17 protein-coding genes are annotated in these 15,379 nt (G+C 75.3%); 8 read left to right on the top strand and 9 right to left on the bottom strand.

What is annotated here, in order from left to right; translation table 11 throughout:
• The coding region (locus VGH76_RS13675) for an RtcB family protein (RefSeq protein WP_331557233.1) at positions 1-1,013 on the bottom strand (1,013 nt) is incomplete at its 3' end.
• Positions 1,014-1,389: 376 nt separating this feature from the next.
• Between VGH76_RS13675 and idi the strand changes: the two genes are divergently transcribed.
• Positions 1,390-1,989 (top strand): isopentenyl-diphosphate Delta-isomerase, encoded by a 600-nt coding sequence (idi, locus tag VGH76_RS13670; protein WP_331557232.1) that lies wholly within the window; start codon positions 1,390-1,392, stop codon positions 1,987-1,989.
• Between the two features lie 4 nt (positions 1,990-1,993).
• On the opposite strand, the gene VGH76_RS13665 is transcribed toward idi, so the two are convergent.
• The 4 genes from VGH76_RS13665 to VGH76_RS13650 form a co-directional block, all read right to left on the bottom strand.
• Positions 1,994-2,344, bottom strand: coding sequence for an extradiol dioxygenase (locus VGH76_RS13665; protein ID WP_331557231.1), 351 nt, complete (start codon positions 2,342-2,344; stop codon positions 1,994-1,996).
• A gap of 95 nt (positions 2,345-2,439) precedes the next feature.
• A complete protein-coding gene (locus VGH76_RS13660; protein ID WP_331557230.1) occupies positions 2,440-3,309 on the bottom strand; it encodes an EamA family transporter in 870 nt (289 codons plus the stop codon).
• A 212-nt stretch (positions 3,310-3,521) separates the two neighbouring features.
• Positions 3,522-3,971: a VOC family protein gene (locus VGH76_RS13655; protein ID WP_331557229.1), complete on the bottom strand. Its 450-nt coding sequence runs from the start codon at positions 3,969-3,971 to the stop codon at positions 3,522-3,524.
• Positions 3,953-4,876: an AraC family transcriptional regulator gene (locus VGH76_RS13650; protein WP_331557228.1), complete on the bottom strand. Its 924-nt coding sequence runs from the start codon at positions 4,874-4,876 to the stop codon at positions 3,953-3,955. Before VGH76_RS13650 ends, VGH76_RS13655 begins: the two co-directional genes overlap by 19 nt.
• Positions 4,877-4,977: 101 nt before the next feature.
• On the opposite strand from VGH76_RS13650, the gene VGH76_RS13645 reads away from it, so the two are divergent.
• Positions 4,978-5,301 (top strand): putative quinol monooxygenase, encoded by a 324-nt coding sequence (locus VGH76_RS13645; RefSeq protein ID WP_331557227.1) that lies wholly within the window; start codon positions 4,978-4,980, stop codon positions 5,299-5,301.
• A gap of 20 nt (positions 5,302-5,321) precedes the next feature.
• Positions 5,322-6,740: an amidase gene (locus VGH76_RS13640; RefSeq protein ID WP_331557226.1), complete on the top strand. Its 1,419-nt coding sequence runs from the start codon at positions 5,322-5,324 to the stop codon at positions 6,738-6,740.
• A gap of 138 nt (positions 6,741-6,878) precedes the next feature.
• Here VGH76_RS13640 and VGH76_RS13635 read toward each other — a convergent pair whose 3' ends face one another.
• Positions 6,879-8,372 carry an MFS transporter gene (locus VGH76_RS13635; protein WP_331557225.1) on the bottom strand — a complete coding sequence of 498 codons (1,494 nt, stop codon included), beginning with the start codon at positions 8,370-8,372 and terminating at the stop codon, positions 6,879-6,881.
• Positions 8,373-8,466: 94 nt separating this feature from the next.
• Between VGH76_RS13635 and VGH76_RS13630 the strand changes: the two genes are divergently transcribed.
• Positions 8,467-9,012, top strand: coding sequence for a TetR/AcrR family transcriptional regulator (locus tag VGH76_RS13630; RefSeq protein ID WP_331557224.1), 546 nt, complete (start codon positions 8,467-8,469; stop codon positions 9,010-9,012).
• Between the two features lie 175 nt (positions 9,013-9,187).
• Positions 9,188-9,535 (top strand): DUF3040 domain-containing protein, encoded by a 348-nt coding sequence (locus tag VGH76_RS13625; RefSeq protein ID WP_331557223.1) that lies wholly within the window; start codon positions 9,188-9,190, stop codon positions 9,533-9,535.
• Here the strand turns inward: VGH76_RS13625 and VGH76_RS13620 are convergent, their stop codons facing one another.
• From VGH76_RS13620 to VGH76_RS13610, 3 genes are all read right to left on the bottom strand, one after another.
• Positions 9,536-10,417 (bottom strand): alpha/beta hydrolase, encoded by an 882-nt coding sequence (locus VGH76_RS13620; protein WP_331557222.1) that lies wholly within the window; start codon positions 10,415-10,417, stop codon positions 9,536-9,538.
• Between the two features lie 490 nt (positions 10,418-10,907).
• The gene (locus tag VGH76_RS13615) at positions 10,908-11,393 is read right to left on the bottom strand and encodes a DUF1992 domain-containing protein (RefSeq protein ID WP_331557221.1); all 486 of its coding nucleotides are present in this window, start codon (positions 11,391-11,393) and stop codon (positions 10,908-10,910) included.
• 44 nt (positions 11,394-11,437) lie between these two features.
• Complete coding sequence (locus VGH76_RS13610) at positions 11,438-12,460, bottom strand: hypothetical protein (RefSeq protein ID WP_331557220.1); 1,023 nt, start codon at positions 12,458-12,460, stop codon at positions 11,438-11,440.
• Between the two features lie 413 nt (positions 12,461-12,873).
• Here VGH76_RS13610 and VGH76_RS13605 point away from each other — a divergent pair, with 413 nt between their 5' ends.
• The 3 genes from VGH76_RS13605 to VGH76_RS13595 all read left to right on the top strand — a co-directional run.
• On the top strand, positions 12,874-13,455 hold the full coding sequence (locus VGH76_RS13605) for a recombinase family protein (protein WP_331557219.1): 582 nt from the start codon (positions 12,874-12,876) through the stop codon (positions 13,453-13,455).
• Between the two features lie 55 nt (positions 13,456-13,510).
• Complete coding sequence (locus VGH76_RS13600; protein WP_331557218.1) at positions 13,511-14,485, top strand: cytochrome c oxidase assembly protein; 975 nt, start codon at positions 13,511-13,513, stop codon at positions 14,483-14,485.
• A gap of 98 nt (positions 14,486-14,583) precedes the next feature.
• Positions 14,584-15,379 (top strand): FtsW/RodA/SpoVE family cell cycle protein (locus VGH76_RS13595; RefSeq protein ID WP_331557217.1); only part of this gene is annotated, 796 nt, incomplete at its 3' end.

Below are 15,379 nucleotides of genomic sequence, written 5' to 3'. Positions count from 1 at the left end.
AGCTGCTCGACGGTGAAGGTCTTCCGGGCCTTCGACCGCGAGTAGGCCCGGCCGGCGCCGTGGGGCGAGCTGTTGAGGCTGGGCGCGAACCCCTTGCCGGTCACCACGTACGAGGCCGTGCCCATCGAGCCGGGGACCAGTCCGGGCCGGCCCTGCTCGGCGTTGATGGCGCCCTTGCGCGACACCCACACCTCGCGACCCCAGTGGGTCTCCTGCTCGGTGTAGTTGTGGTGGCAGTTGACCCGCTCCTGCTCGTCGACCTCCTCGCCCAGGAACTCGCCGAGCTGTCGCGCGACCCGGTCCATCATCTCCTCGCGGTTGAGCAGCGCGAAGTGCTGGGCCCACCGCAGCTCGCGGATGTAGGCCCAGAACTCGTCGGTGCCCTCGACGAGGTAGGCGAGGTCGGGGTCGGGGAGGTTGATCCACCAGCGGGCCATGGCGTCGTGCGCGACCTTGATGTGCCGCTGCGCGATCTTGTTGCCCACCCCGCGCGAGCCCGAGTGCAGAAACAGCCACACCCGGTCCAGCTCGTCGACCGTCACCTCGATGAAGTGGTTGCCGCTCCCGAGGCTGCCGAGCTGGACGGCCCAGTTCTGCGCGTAGGAGGCCGGGTCGAACCGGGCCTCCTCGGCGAGCTTGCCGAGCTCCTCGACCCGCGGCTCCGCGGTGGCCACGATGGTGCGGTTGTACCGGCCGGCCGAGAGTGGGACGGCGCGCTCGATCGACTCCCGCAGCGGGGCGAGCGGGCCGCGGTCGGTGAGCTGCTCACGCGTGAACTGCGTCCGCACGGCGGCCATGCCGCAGCCGATGTCCACGCCCACCGCGGCCGGGATGATCGCCCGCTGGGTGGGGATCACCGAGCCGACGGTCGCGCCCTTGCCGAGGTGCGCGTCGGGCATGAGTGCGATGTGGGGGAAGACGAACGGCATCGTCGAAGCCCGTTCGGCCTGCTCGCGGGTGGCCGCGTCGAGGATGGAGGCCCAGTTGACGAGCCGCGTGCCGATCTGCTCCATGGGTGGTCCACTCCCTCCGCGGGTCCCGCTGGTCGGTCGGGAGGGACGCTAGTCAGAGGCGCTGGCCATCACAGCCGATTTCCGCTGCCGTCCGTGGAGACCGCGGCCCTGTTCGGGCGGTCACCACCCTCCCGACGACCAGCGCCGCGTTCGGGCGACCTTCACCGTGCCGGTCAGCGTGAGCCTCGCGAGCACGCCGTGAGACGACTCCCGGTGCTCGCCCTGGTCGCCGTCGTCGGCTCACGCGCGTCGACCCTGAGCTGGACCGCCGTCGCGGGCCCGACGTGCTACCAGTTTTGGGCGGCGACGACGACGGACTTCGCCTCGCCGGTGACGTTCGGGACGACGTCGGCGACCTCGAACCCATACTTGGACGGTGGAGAACCCCGATGCTCCGGAGCTCGTGGTGCTCCTCGACCCCGACGGCACCGCGATCGGCACCGCCTCGAAGGCCGAGGTCCACCACGCCGACACCCCGCTGCACCTGGCGTTCTCGTGCTACCTCGTCGACGACGCCGACCGGCTCCTGATGACCCGCCGCGCGACGACGAAGCGGACGTTCCCCGGCGTGTGGACCAACAGCTTCTGCGGCCACCCCGCGCCCGGCGAGGCGCTCGACGACGCGGTCCGGCGCCGCGGGCGCCAGGAGCTCGGGATCGACGTCGGGCCGCCGCGGCTCGTGCTCCCGCGGTTCTCCTACCGGGCCGAGCAGGACGGCATCATCGAGCGGGAGATGTGCCCGGTGTTCACGGCCCGCGTCTCCGGCGAGCCCGCGCCCGACCCGGCCGAGGTGGAGGACGTGCGGCCGGTGGCGTGGTCGGAGCTCGTCACCGCGGTGCGCGCGGCGTCGTGGCCCGGGCTCTCACCGTGGTGCGTGGAGCAGGTCGCCGAGCTCGCCGCGCTCGGCGCGTCCCCGGGCGACTGGCCCGCCGGCGACCCGGCCGCGCTCCCGCCCGCCGCGCACCTCGCGGCGTGAGCCGTCAGCCCGCCGCGACCGGATGGCGTGGCTCGTAGAGCCCGAGCGCGCCGCCCCCGGGCAGCCGGATCGTGGTGAGCAGGCCCCAGCCGTGGTCGGCGATCCCGCCCTCGAGGACCACCCCGCGGGCGCCGAGGTCGGCGACGGTGGCCTCGATGTCGTCGCACATGAGGTACAGCTCGTGCAGCGGCGCACCCTCGGTCGGGTGCACGGCCACCTCGGCCGGCGGCAGCCCGAGGATCGTCCAGCCGCCGCCCGCGTCGACCGCCGGGTGACCGCTGAGCAGCTCCCGCAGCAGCGCCCGGTCGGCGTCGGCGTCGGTGCTGTAGATGATCGTGTGTGCGCCGGTGATCATCGGTCCTCCCGATCGGGGTGACGCTCCGCGAGGTGCGGTCGCGGATCCTGTCAGAGAACCGGGTCCGGCGGGCCCGGCTCTCCGGCACCTCCGCCTCAGAGGTCCACGAGCACGATCCCGACCGTGACGACGACGGCGGCGATCACCCGTCCCCGCCCGAACCGCTCGCCCAGGAACACCGCCCCGATGACGGCGCCGATGACGATGCTGGTCTCCCGCAGCGCGGCCACGGCCGCCGTCGCGCCGCTGGTCTGGGCGACCAGCACCAGCCCGTACGCCGCGAGCGACACCACCCCGCCGCCGAGCCCGGCCAGCAGGACCGACCACGAGGGCGTCCCCAGCCGCCGTCCCCGTCGGGCGAACGCCACCACCGGCATCACCGGGCCCTGCAGCAGGAACATCCAGGTCGCGTAGACGAGCACCGGGGTGGTCGCGACCGCGGACGCGTCGATCACGGTGTAGGTCGCGATGAAGATCCCGGTCGCCACCGCGGCCCCCAGCGCCGGCGGCGTCGTCTGCGAGGGACGCCCGCCGTCGAGGGCGAGGGTGAGCAGCCCCAGCGAGATCACGAGGATCCCGACGAGCTGGAGCACCGGCAGGTGGTGGCCCAGCAGCACCTCGACGACCGCCACCACCCACGGCGCCGTGCCCCGGGCGACCGGGTAGACCTGGCTGAAGTCCCCGAGCTGGTAGCTCGCCCAGAGCAGCAGCGCGTAGAAGACGTGGGCGACGGCCGAGGCCAGGACGAACGGCCAGGCCGGGGCCGGGGGCAGGCCCACGACGAGCGCGGTGACGCCCCCGATCACGGTGTAGGCGACCCCGATCAGCGCGAAGCCGACGAGGCGGTCGGGGACGGCGTGTGCGACGGCGTTCCACACCGCGTGCAGCACTGCCGCGGCGAGCGTGATCGCGACGACACCCGCGGACAGGCCGGAGGGGACGACGGCGGAGAGAGCGGTGGCCACGAGAGGCTCCTCGGCGTCGGGCCCGCTCGGACGCGGGCACGTCCAACTGGAGCCCTCGGGGTTTCTCTCCCGTCAGGTGTCGACCGGCGGCCGGACGAGCCGTGACCGCGGTCGTGGCGCCGCTCGGTCCAGACCCCGGCCGCCCTGGTTGTGGGCTGGTGATCGGGCGGCGGACGGAACCCTAGGCGCAGACAACGCCGACCCTACGTCCGTCAGCCGACCGCCGCGCGCGGGTGGCCCGGGTAGGTGCCGAACTGCCAGTGGTTGCCCTCCGGGTCGAGCAGCGTGCAGTCGTGCGAGCCGTAGTCGGTGTCGTAGGGCTCGGCGACCACGGTCGCCCCGGCAGCGACAGCCCGGGCGAAGACCTCGTCGGTGTGCGCGGCGTCCCGGGTGACGACGTAGCCGCCGAACGACCCGACCCGCAGGGCCCACCGCCCGTCGGCGGTCTCGCGCTCCTGGCCCATCATCAGCCCGCCGCCGTGCGGCCAGGCCAGCTCGGCATGCACCACCGTCCCCGCGTCGTCGGTGTACACGACCGTCTCGGTGAAGCCGAAGGCCGACACGTAGAAGTCGATGAGCGCCCGGGCGTCGCGCGCCCGCAGCGTCGGCCACACCTGGGCCGGGGGAGTGGTCGTGGACTCGGTCATCGTCGTCTCGCCCATGCGGTCGAGGATCGGGCCCGGTCGCCCCCGCGGTCTTGAACGGATCCGACCCGGCCCGGATCGTCCGCCCCGCCCGACAGGCGGGCCCGGACCTCCTCGTCCACCCACCGGGTCGGCGTGCAGTCGGCGAGCGCGCGGAACTCGCGGGTGAGGTGGGCCTGGTCGGCGTAGCCGTGGTCCGCGGCGACGTCGGCGAGGGCGAGCGGTCCGGCACCGGCGCGGCGGGCGACGTCACGACGGGCGCGGTCGAAGCGCGCCATCCGGGCGGCCACCTTCGGGCCCACCCCGAACTCGGCGCGGAACCGGCGGCCCAGGTGGTCGCCGCTCCAGCCGACCTCGCGGGCGAGTTCCCCGACCCCGCCCGGCCCGGGCGCCGTCAGGACCCGCCAGGCGTGCCGGACCTCGTCGGTCGCCTCGCCGGCCGCGTCGTGGCGGCGCAGCTGGCGACCCAGCACCTCGTCGAGCGCGGCGAAGCGCGCCTCCCACTCGGCGTCCTCGGTCTCGGCGACCCGGGCGGTGAGCTCCCGGCCGGCGGCGCCGAGGACGTCGTCGGCGGCCACGGTCACCGAGGCCAGGGCCGCGGCGGGCACGCCGAACAACGCCCGGGCCGCGAGGGGGTGCACGGTGAGGTGCACCCCGGACTGGCGGCCGTCGTGGACGATCCGTTCCGGGGTGTCGTGCAGGCCGCCGACGCACGCCGCGAAGCGGTCGCGCCCGCCGTCAGGACGCTCCAGCTCCAGCCCCGGGCCGAAGGTGACGACGAAGGTCAGGTACGGCGACGGCAGGCCGCGGTGGCGGCCCGGGAGGTGCCCGCGCAGGTCGTAGCCGTGGTACGAAACCAGGCCCCGCAGTGCCGGGGCGGGCGCGCGGTGGCCCGACTCGGCGAGGACGACCGGCGGGCCCATGGTGCCAGTGTCGGTGATGTCCGGTCCGTGCCGCCAGCACCACGACCGGTCCTCCGCCTGGACGGTGTGCGGCCCGCCACTCCCGTGCCAGGATTCGGGCCATGATCTTCATCGCGGTCAAGTGGACCGTCAAGCCGGAGTACGCCGACCGCTTCCCCGAGCTCACGAAGGAGTTCACGGCGGGCACCCGGTCGGAGCCGGGCAACATCTTCTTCGAGTGGAACAAGTCGCTGGACGAGGAGAACACCTACACCCTCGTCGAGGCGTTCCAGGACGGCGCGGCCGAGGCGCACGTGACCTCGGACCACTTCAAGAAGTTCGTCCAGGAGGCCCCGGACTACGTGGACACCACGCCGCGCATCATCAGCATCCAGGGCGTCGACGGCGAGGGCTGGGGCGAGATGGGCGAGGTGAAGCCCCGCTGACCGGAGTCGCGCCCGTCGTCGTGCCGCCACTCTGCGAGCTCGGCCTCGTCGACCTCGCGGCGGCGATCGCGGCGCGGGAGGTGTCCTGTGTCGAGGTGGCACACGCCCACCTGGAGCACGCGGACGCGGTGAACCCGGCGGTGAACGCCCTGATCGCCCGCCGCGACCCCGACGACGTCCTCGACGAGGCCGGCGAGCGGGACGCCGAGCTGGGGCGCGGCGGGCGCCGCGGGGTGCTGCACGGCGTGCCCCAGGCGGTCAAGGACGTGACCGAGGCCGCCGGGCAGCCGTTCACGGCGGGCTCGCCGATCTTCGCCGAGCGGGTCGGCGTCACCGACGCGCCGCACGTGGCGCGGATGCGGGCCGCCGGCGCGCTCTTCGTCGGGCGGACCAACACCCCGGAGCTCGGGTTCGGGTCCCAGACCTTCAACCCGGTCTGGGGCACGACGCGCAACCCCTACGACCTTTCGCGCGCCGTCGGCGGGTCGTCCGGCGGGGCGGCGGCCGGGCTCGCCACCCGCATGCTCCCGGCCGCGGACGGCAGCGACACGATGGGCTCGCTGCGCAACCCCGCTGCCTGGGCGAACGTGTACGGGCTGCGGCCCTCGCGCGGGCGGCTGCCTGGGTCACCCGGCTTCGTCGCACAGCTCAACGAACCGGGGCCGATGGCGCGCACCGTCCTCGACCTGGCGGCGCTGCTCGGGGTGATGACGGCGGGTGGGCCGGTCGGGCCGCTCGACCGCGCGGACCCGCTGGACCTCACCGACCTGCACCCCGCCGAGCCGGAGGGCCTGCGGGTCGGCTGGCTCGGGGATCTCGGAGGCCGGCTCGCGACCGAGCCCGGTCTGCTCGACCTCGCCCGGGCACCCGTCGACGTCCTCGCCAGGCTCGGGGCGGTGGTCGAGGACGTGGTGCCCGCGTTCGACCTGGACCGGCTCTGGGACGCCTTCCTGGTCTGGCGGTGGTGGAACTCGGTCGAGATGGCGCCGTTGGTCGAGGACCCAGCACTGCGCGAGCAGCTCAAGCCGGAGCTGGTGTGGGAGATCGAGCACGGGCTGGGGCTCACGGCGCGGGAGGTGGCGCGGGCGGCGATCGTGCGCGCGGAGTGGTACGCGGCGGTCGTCGCGCTGTTCGACCGGTTCGACGTGCTCCTCGCGCCGGCCACCCAGGTGCACCCGTTCGCCGCCGACGTGCCCTGGCCGGCGGAGATCGCGGGCCGGCCGATGGACACCTACCACCGGTGGATGGAGACCGTCATGCCGTGGTCGATGGCGGGCGTCCCGGTGCTGGGGATGCCCGCTGGGTTCACCCCCGGTGGCCTCCCGGTCGGGGTGCAGCTCATCGGGCCGCCCGGTGGGGACCGCCGCGTGCTCGAGGTGGGGCTCACGCACGAGGCGGCGACGGACTGGTCGGCCCGCCGCCCGCCGTTGCTGATGTGATCGCGGGGCGGGGCGGGCCGAGCGAGTGAGCGGCGCCGTTCTGACGTCGGACGCCAGGAACGTGCCGTTGCTGGCTCCGTGCCGAGCCGGGCGGGGCCGGGCCAACTCGAGTGAGCGGCGCCGCCCTGGCGTCAGACGTCAGGATCGTGCCGTTGCTGGCACGGGCTCGTGGGGCTCGCGGGGCGCCGACTCCGACGCCGACCCCGCCGGCAGCAGTCGCGACTGCGCCGCCGCCACGAGCAGGACCAGCGCCGCCACGGCGCCGACGACCGCCAGCGCCGTCGAGAACGACGCCGACGCGGCCGCGATCGACGCCGGGTCGGCGGTCGCGGCGAACGTGCCGCCGAGGGTGTCCCCGGGGACGCCGGCGGGCAGGCCCGCCCGGTAGGCCGCGGCCGCGACGCTGCCCAGCACGGCCACCCCGAGTGCCCCGCCGAGCTCGAACCCGGTCTCCGAGATCGCGGATGCCGCCGCGGCCCGCTCGGCCGGCGCCGACGCGAGCACGAGGTCGGTCGTCAGCGGCTCGACGAGCGCGATCGCCATCCCCGCCAGCGCCATCCCGAGGACGACGGCGACCGGTCCGGCGCCGACGGCCAGCGAGAGCGCCCCGAACCCGACCGCCGCCACGACGAGCGCCGTCCCCACCAGCCGCCGCACCGCGAACCGCCGGGCCAGCCGGCCGGCCACCAGCGCGCCGGCCATCCCGGCCAGGGTGCCCGGGACCAGCCACAGGGCTGCCGTCAGCGGCGACATCCCGACCACGAGCTGCAGGTACTGCGGCACGAGCACCAGCAGCCCGACCAGCGCGAACACGCTGAGCAGGTTCGTCACCACCGGCACCGAGAACGCCCGCCGGGAGAAGAGCGCCAGGTCCAGCAGCGGATCGGCGACGCGACGCTGCCGGCGCACGAACCACACCCCCGCCGCGAGCCCGACGAGGCCGGCAACCACCCCCGCCGTCGTGACCCCCTCGGTCGCGGCCGACTTCACCGCGTACACGACGGGGAACATCGTCGCCAGCGCCAGGCCGGCCGAGGGCAGGTCGAAGCGTCCGGGGCGCGGGTCGCGGCTCTCGGGCAGCAGGAACGGGCCGACGACGAGCAGCGCGAGGCAGATCGGGACGTTCACCAGGAACACCGAGCCCCACCAGAAGCGCTCGACCAGCCAGCCGCCGATCACCGGCCCCGCCGCCGCGCCCGCGGAGAAGGTCGCCGCCCAGACCCCGATAGCCCGACGACGGGCCCCGGGCTCCGGGAAGATCGTCCGGATCAGTGAGAGGGTCGAGGGCATCAGGGTCGCCCCGCCGAGGCCGAGGAGCGCGCGGGCGGCGACGAGGGCGCCGGCGCTCGGTGCGAACGCCGCCGCGAGCGAGGCGAGGCCGAACGCCGCCGAGCCGGCGAGCAGCAGACGGCGCCGACCCAGCCGGTCGCCGAGGCCGCCGGCCACCACGAGCAGCCCGGCGAGCACGAACGAGTAGACGTCGACGATCCAGAGCTGCTCCGCCGCGCCCGGGCGGAGGTCCTCCGAGATGGCGGGCAGGGCCGCCCCGAGGACGGTCATGTCGATGGTGAGCAGCAGGACGGGTGCGGTGAGGGTCGCGAGCGCGAGGGTGCGCCGGTCCGGGGCGAGCACAGCGGCCTCCGTTTATTGACAGTCCGGACGGTATAGTTACGACCCGAAACTGTACCAGCCGGACGGTGCACCAACCGAACGATAGGGTTCGCGCATGCCCCGGCCCTCCCAGCGGGACGCCATCGTCCGGGCCTATGTCGACCACGTCGTGGCGCACGGACCGGACGCGGTGACCCTCGAGGCCGTCGCGACGCGGGCCGGCGTCTCGAAGGGCGGCCTGCTCTACCACTTCGGCTCGAAGGACGCCCTGCTCACGGGCTTCCTGGACTGGGTCCGGGAGCTGACCCGGGCCGACATCACCGCGGCCCGCGAGGTCGCCGCGGCCGGCGAGGAGTCGGTCGCGCGGTACTACCTGCGCACCTCCGCCGACGACCCGCACCGCGACAGCGCCATGTTCCGGAGCACGGTGGCGCTGCTGAGCCTCGCCGGCTCCGAGGAGGCCGCTGCCGTGACGGCGCGCGAGCTCATGGCGGCGTGGCGCGACGTGCTCGCGGCGGAGGCGGGCGACGAGTTCACGGGCGACCTCATCGCAGCGCTCGGCGACGGCATCTACCTACGCGCGATCGCGGGCGAGCCCTCCACGGCGCTCGCCCGCGACTGGGACGCGGTGCTGGCGCGGCTCAGTCCGCCCGCATGGTGACGGCCAGGACGCGTTCCTCGGCGGCCGCGAGCACCTCGGGATCGTCCAGGAACCGCTCGTGAGCAGCGGCGCGAGGTCCATGTCCCCATGGTGGCGGTACCGTTCGGCCCTGGTGCTCACGCCGGGTGTCCTACCCCACGGTGTGGTCTCCGGCGCCGTCGGTCACCCTATGGGGGTGCAGCAGGGTGACCAGACCGGCGATGACCCGACGTCGGAGAACCCCACTCGTCCCGGGCGCTCACCCGTCGACCGCCGGTTCGCCGCGATCGTCGGTGCCCTGCGAGTGGCCGACCCGCGCTTCGCGCGCCGGGTCTCCGAGCCCCACCGGCTGCGCAGCGGCCACATCATGATGCTCGTCGGCCTCGTGGCCACCGTGCTCGTCGGCATCCTGCCGCTGGCGGTGGGCATCCAGACCCAGCTCGCGGCGCTGCTGACGGTCGGCGCCGTCGGGATCGCGTTCGCCCCGGTGGCCACGCCGCCGCTGGTCGGCGTGCTCCTGCAGCGCCTGCGCCCCGCCTGGTAGTCACGCCTTCAGGGCGCCCTCGACCCAGTCGAGCAGCTCGCCCTCGACCTCGTCCCGGTTGGTCTCGTTGAGGATCTCGTGGCGCCCGCCGGGCCACACCCGGAACGTCACGTCCGTCAGCCCCGCGCCCCGGTAGCGGTCCGCGAGCGCCTGGGCGAGGACGACCGGCCCGCCGACCGGGTCGTGCTCGCCGACCGCGATGTAGACCGGGAGGTCCTGGCGCATCGCGGCGAGCCGCTGCGGATCTGCCACCGCGCGGCCACCCGCGAACATCTCCGAGCCGCCGACCGGGTCGAGGCCGAAGCCGCACCACGGGTCCGCGACGTAGGCGTCGACCTGCGCCTCGTCGCGCGAGAGCCAGTCGTAGTCGGTGCGCGCGGGCGCGAACGGCGCGTTGAACGCGGAGAGGTCGATCTCCTGCGAGGTGTCGATGGCGGCCTCGAGCTGGTCCAGCAGCGTCGTGCCGGTGAGCACCACCGCGTCCACGTCCTCGGAGTGGTCGAGCAGGTACTGCTGCGCGGCGAAGGAGCCCATGCTGTGCCCGAGCAGGACCAGCGGCACGCCCGGCACGTCCTGGCGGCCCAGCTCCATCAGCCGGTCGATGTCCGCGACGAGCTCGCCCCAGCCACCGGGCCCGAGGACGCCGGGGTCGGTGCCGTTGGTCTGTGCGGTGGCGCCGTGGCCGCGGTGGTCCTGGCCCTGCACGACGAAGCCCGCGTCGGTGAGGCGCTCCGCGAGGTGGCCGTAGCGCCGCACGTGCTCGCCCATCCCGTGGGTGAGCTGCACGACGCCGCGGGGGGCGCCGGCGGGGAGCCAGCGGAACACCGCGACGGTGTGGCCGCCCGCGGAGGGCAGGTCGATGCGGGTGGGCTCCGTCGCCATCGGCGGTTCCTCCGTTCGGCCCCGGGACGGTCGTGCACGGGGCGAGCGGGAGGAGTCTGGCCCGCCCGCCCCGCCCTTGAGAAGACCCCGGAGTGGATCAGGTGCCGGTGGTCGAGGACGAGGTCCCTGAGGGGCCGCCCGGTCCGCCCGGTCGTGTCCGTCAGCGTCGTGGTCCGGGCTGGTCGTCCGGTGTGAGCGACCTGTGCTCTCTGTGTGGTGCGCGTCCCGGGGACGGCTCTGCTCCCGGGTCGAGGGAGGGCCGACCTCGATCCGTGTGCGCGACCCGCACGGTCGGCGGAGGCGGCGTACGCGCCCCGAGCGCCGGTGCGCAGCACACACGGGCCCCGACGACGTCGTCGACCCCGCTGTGTTCGCCATGCACGTCGGGCACGGTGCGGTGCGCCGACCTCCCCGACCGTGCGCGCCACGCACACGGTGGGAAGACTCAGCCGAGGTGACCGCGCGGCGTTCCGCCGGCGACGGTCGGGGATCAGCCGCGGGGCAGACGCCGCCACCAGCGACGACGGTCCGCGGGACGCGGTGCGGACGACGGTGCCGGTGCCGGCCGGGCGGCGGCGCGCGCCTCCCGCCAGCGGGTGACGACGGCGTCGGCCGACGGACGCCGGATCGGCACGCGCGGCCCCGACGGGGCGCGGAGGAAGTCCACGACGCGGCGGTCGAGCTCGGCCACCACCGCCCGGCCGTCCGCCTCATCGCGCAGGTCGCGCACGGCCTCGTCGAGGTCCTCGATCTCCTTGCGCAGCCGCAGCGACCGCGGGAGCAGCGCGTGGGTGGGCACGCCCTCGGAGCGCAGCTTCGACCGGAGCCACCAGTTCTCGTCGCCCGGCGCGGGCAGTTTCAGGGGCTTCCCGGCGCCGGGCAGGTCGTCGAACTGGCCGGACTCGATCGCCTTGCGGATCTGCTCGTCGACGACCGACTCGTACCGGCCCCGGAAGGCCTCGGCGTCCCCACGCACGCCTCCACGGTGCCACCGGCGTCCGGCTCCCGCCTCCGGTGAGGTCACTCCGCCTGCAGCACCACCGTCTGCACCGCCCACGGCGCCAAGGGCGCGCTCGGGGTGAGGCTGACCGGCGCCGCCGGGTCGTCGGAGAGCGCGGGCCGCGTCACGAGCGACGTGGTGGCCTTGACGACGTTGTCGACCTTGACCACCCAGGCGTCGGAGAGCGGCTCGGGCGGGCTGATGTCGGCGACCCCGGTGCCCGCGACGAAGTACAGGACCTGCGTCGCGTGGTCGTCCGGCGCCGGCACGGCCGTGACCGCGCCGCCGCTGCCGGTGGCGTCGCCGGGCGCGGTGACCGCCGCGACGTGCGACCAGGCGCCGACCCCGCCGAGCAGCGTCGCCGGGGTGGTGACGGTGAACGTGGCCGGGCCGGTGGTGTCGGCCGCCGTCGTCGTGAACAGCGAGACCGAGCCGGTGCCGCCGGGCAGCGCCGTCGTCCGCAGCTTCGTCCAGCCCTGTGGTCCCGTGACGTCCCCGGCGCCGGAGCGGAACACCTGCGCGACGAGGACGTCGCCCGTCTGCGCACCGCCGGGGACGTCGAGCCGCAGCGTGGTGGCGTTGTCGGCGCTGGTGTAGGAGATGGCCCGCGAGAGCGGCAGGTAGGGCACGGTCGTGCCGACGATGACGCCGAGGACGAGCGCGACCGCCGTGACGACGGCCGCGACGACCCACAGCGCGGCCGGGGTGGGCGCGGACCGGGCGGCGGCCACGCCGACGACCACGAGCAGCCCACCGACGCCCACCAGCAGGCCCAGCAGCGGCGCGCTCGAGGCGGTCCGGTAGCCCCGGACCCCGAGCTCGACGATCGCGAGGGCGATCCCGGCGAGGGCGATCAGGGCCCCGAGGGCGACCACCACCCGCTGCACCGCGGGCGTCAGGCTCAGCGTGGCGACGGCGGCTGCGGTCGCGACCACGAGCACGGCGGCCGCCGCCCACGCGATCGGGCTGGCCAGGGCCCTCGCGGACACCACGGCCAGCACCGCGACCACCACGGCCGCGATCATGGCGACGGTCTTGCGCACGTCGACCTCTCCTCTCTCCGGGCCTGGTGGCCCTGCTCCGTCCGGCCGAGTCCTCGCCGGTGTGCAGCGTGCACCCCGTGCGCGCTCCGAGGAGTGTCGTCGCTGGACGCTCCACCGTTTCGGACGTCCGTGTCACCCGGGCGGACGTGTCCGCGGGTCACGGTCGCATCACGATGTGTCCGACCGCCCGAGGGACGCGCGGCCGGCTCGGGCGACGGGGCCCGGTCGCCTCCCGACGGTGGAACCGGGGCGCCACCTGCACCGATCCCGCTGGGCGGCTGCCCGCAGAGATCACCGGGCCACCGCCGGTACACGTTTCCGGGCGCCCGGAGGTGACAGTCGGCACCCGGTTAGCCGGTTACGCGAGCCCGACCCGCCCCGATGCCCCCCGTGAGATGGACGAGAAGGGGCACGTGCGGTCACGGGGGGTAGTGAAGGTGCTGCGGGGCTACGCGAGGATCGCGCTCCACGGCGAGGACGCGGCGGACCAGATCGAGCGGCTGCGCACGGCGGGGGTGGGGGACGACCACGTGCGGGTGGAGCGGTCGAGCGGGACGCGGGGTGCTCGTCCGGAGCTCGAGGCGGTACTGGCCGACCTCACCGTCGGGGACGTCCTCGTCGTCACCACGCTGGAGCGCCTCGCGTCCTCGGTGCTGCACCTCGTCACGGTCGGGCAGCGGCTGCACGCCGCCGGGGCCGACCTATGGTCGCTCGACGGGGCCGTCGACACCCGGACGCCGGCGGGAGGCGGGCTCCTTCCCACGCTGGTCGTGCTCGCCGGGCTGCAGCGCACCCTCACCTCGAGCAGCACCCGCGCGGGGCTGGACGCCGCGCGCTCCCGGGGTCGGCGTGGGGGCCGCCCCCCGCGTCTCGGACCGGAGGACTCCGCGGAGGCCCGCCGGCTCTACGACGAGGGCCGGTCGGTGACCGAGATCGCCGAACGCCTCGGGGTGCCGCGCACCACGCTCTACGGGCACCTGCACCGGCCGTCCTGACGCCGCCGTCCCGGGCCGTATCCCGGCTTCACGGGCCGGGGTCTGGGGTGGCGCGGTGCCGGCCCTCCACGTGCTCGCCCTCGGGGTCCCGGGGGCCGGCCTCCCGCGGCTGACCCCCGGCCGCGTCCTCACCTCCTGGACCGCCCGCCCCGCGGTGCTGGCCGGCGTCGTGGTGCTCGGGGGCGGCTACCTGACCGGCGTCCGCCGGTCGCGGACCGCCGGGACACCCTGGTCGGCGCGCCGCACCGCCGCGTTCCTCGCCGGCACCGTGCTGCTGCTGCTCATCGGGTCGTCGGTCGTCGCGGTCTACGACGACACCCTCTTCTGGGCGCGCGCCGTGCAGGGGGTGGTGCTGCTGGTGGTCGCGCCGATGCTGCTCGCCGCCGGAGCCCCGTTGACGCTCGCGCGGGACACCCTGCCCCGGGCGGCCGTGGGTCGGCTCGGACGGATCCGCCGCTCCCGCGCCGCGCGGGCGATCGCCTCGCCCGGCATCGCGACGATCGCGCTGATCGCCCCGCCGTTCCTGCTCTACCTCACCGGGCTCTACCCGCTGGAACTGCGCTCCGGCACGGTGAGCGGCCTGGTGTCGCTGGGGCTGCTGGCCGCCGGCCTGCTCTACGTGGTGAGCCGGCTGCAGATCGACCCGGTGCCCCGCGAGACCCACCACGGCCTGACGCTGGGGATCGCGATCGCCGAGGTCGTGGCCGACGGCGTCCTCGGGCTCGTGCTCTGGATGGGCCCGCTGCTCGCGCTCGGCCACTACGCCGCGCTGGACCGGACGTGGGGCCCGAGCCCCCGCGACGACCAGGCGATCGGCGCGGGGGTCTGGTGGATCGGCGGGGACCTCGCCGGGCTGCCGTTCCTCGGGGCGATCGCGCTGCGCTTCGCCGCCGCCGACGCCCGCGAGGCCCGCCGGGTCGACGCCGAGCTCGACGCGGCCGAGCAGGACGACGGGAACGACGACGGCGGGCCCCCGCGGCTCTGGTGGGAGGACGACCCGCGCTTCGCCGACCGCTTCCGCCGCCACTAGGCCGACCGCCCCTTCGTCCGGTTGTGGCGTGCTCGTGCCGGGGCACGCAGGTCCGCGGGTGCGCGGCCGTGCCGTCGGCCGGTGCCAGGCTCGCGGGCGTGGTGACGGCCCCGACGACGAGCCCGGTCGCCCGGCACGTGATCGCGGCGCGCCGGGCCGTGGCCGCGACGCTGCGCCGCCCGCTCGCGTCGTACTACCTCGTCGTCGGGCTCACCGTCGTCCTCGCGGGCCTCGGGCTGGTCATGGTGCTCTCGGCGTCCTCGATCGACTCCCTCACCCGCACCGGCAGCCCCTACGGCGTCTTCGGACACCAGCTCGCCTACTGCGCCGTGGGCGGGGTGGCGTTCGTCCTGGTCGGGCGGGTGCCGGTGCGCCGCTTCCGGACCGCGAGCCCCTGGCTGCACGGCCTGTCGCTGGTCGGGCTCGTCGCCGTCCTCGTCCCCGGCCTGGGGTCGGCGGTGGCCGGTGCGCAGAAGTGGTTCGTCGTCGCCGGCCTGTCCCTGCAGCCGAGCGAACCGGCCAAGCTGACCCTCGTCCTCTGGGGCGCGCACGTGCTCCTCACCCGCCGCTGCCCCGGACCGCGACCACGGCCGCACGGCTGGCAGACGCTGCTGCCGGTGGTGCCGGTCGCGCTGCTCACCGCGGGCCTCGTCGTCGTCGAGCCGGACCTGGGATCCGCGCTCGGCATCGTCGTCGTGCTGTTCGCGCTGCTGTGGTTCGCCGGGACGCCCGGGCGGCCGCTGGGGCTGCTCGGGGCGGGGGCGCTCGGGGCGGTCGGGGTGCTGGCGGTGACCGCGAGCTACCGGCTCGCGCGCCTGACGTCGTTCCTCGGCGGGAGTGGGGACGACTCGCTCGGCGCCGGCTACCAGTCGCAGCAGGCGCTGTACTCGCTCG

The organism is Actinomycetospora sp. (genome assembly GCF_036497585.1).
Taxonomy (GTDB): domain Bacteria; phylum Actinomycetota; class Actinomycetes; order Mycobacteriales; family Pseudonocardiaceae; genus Actinomycetospora.
This window is presented reverse-complemented; position numbering and strand designations above follow the sequence as displayed.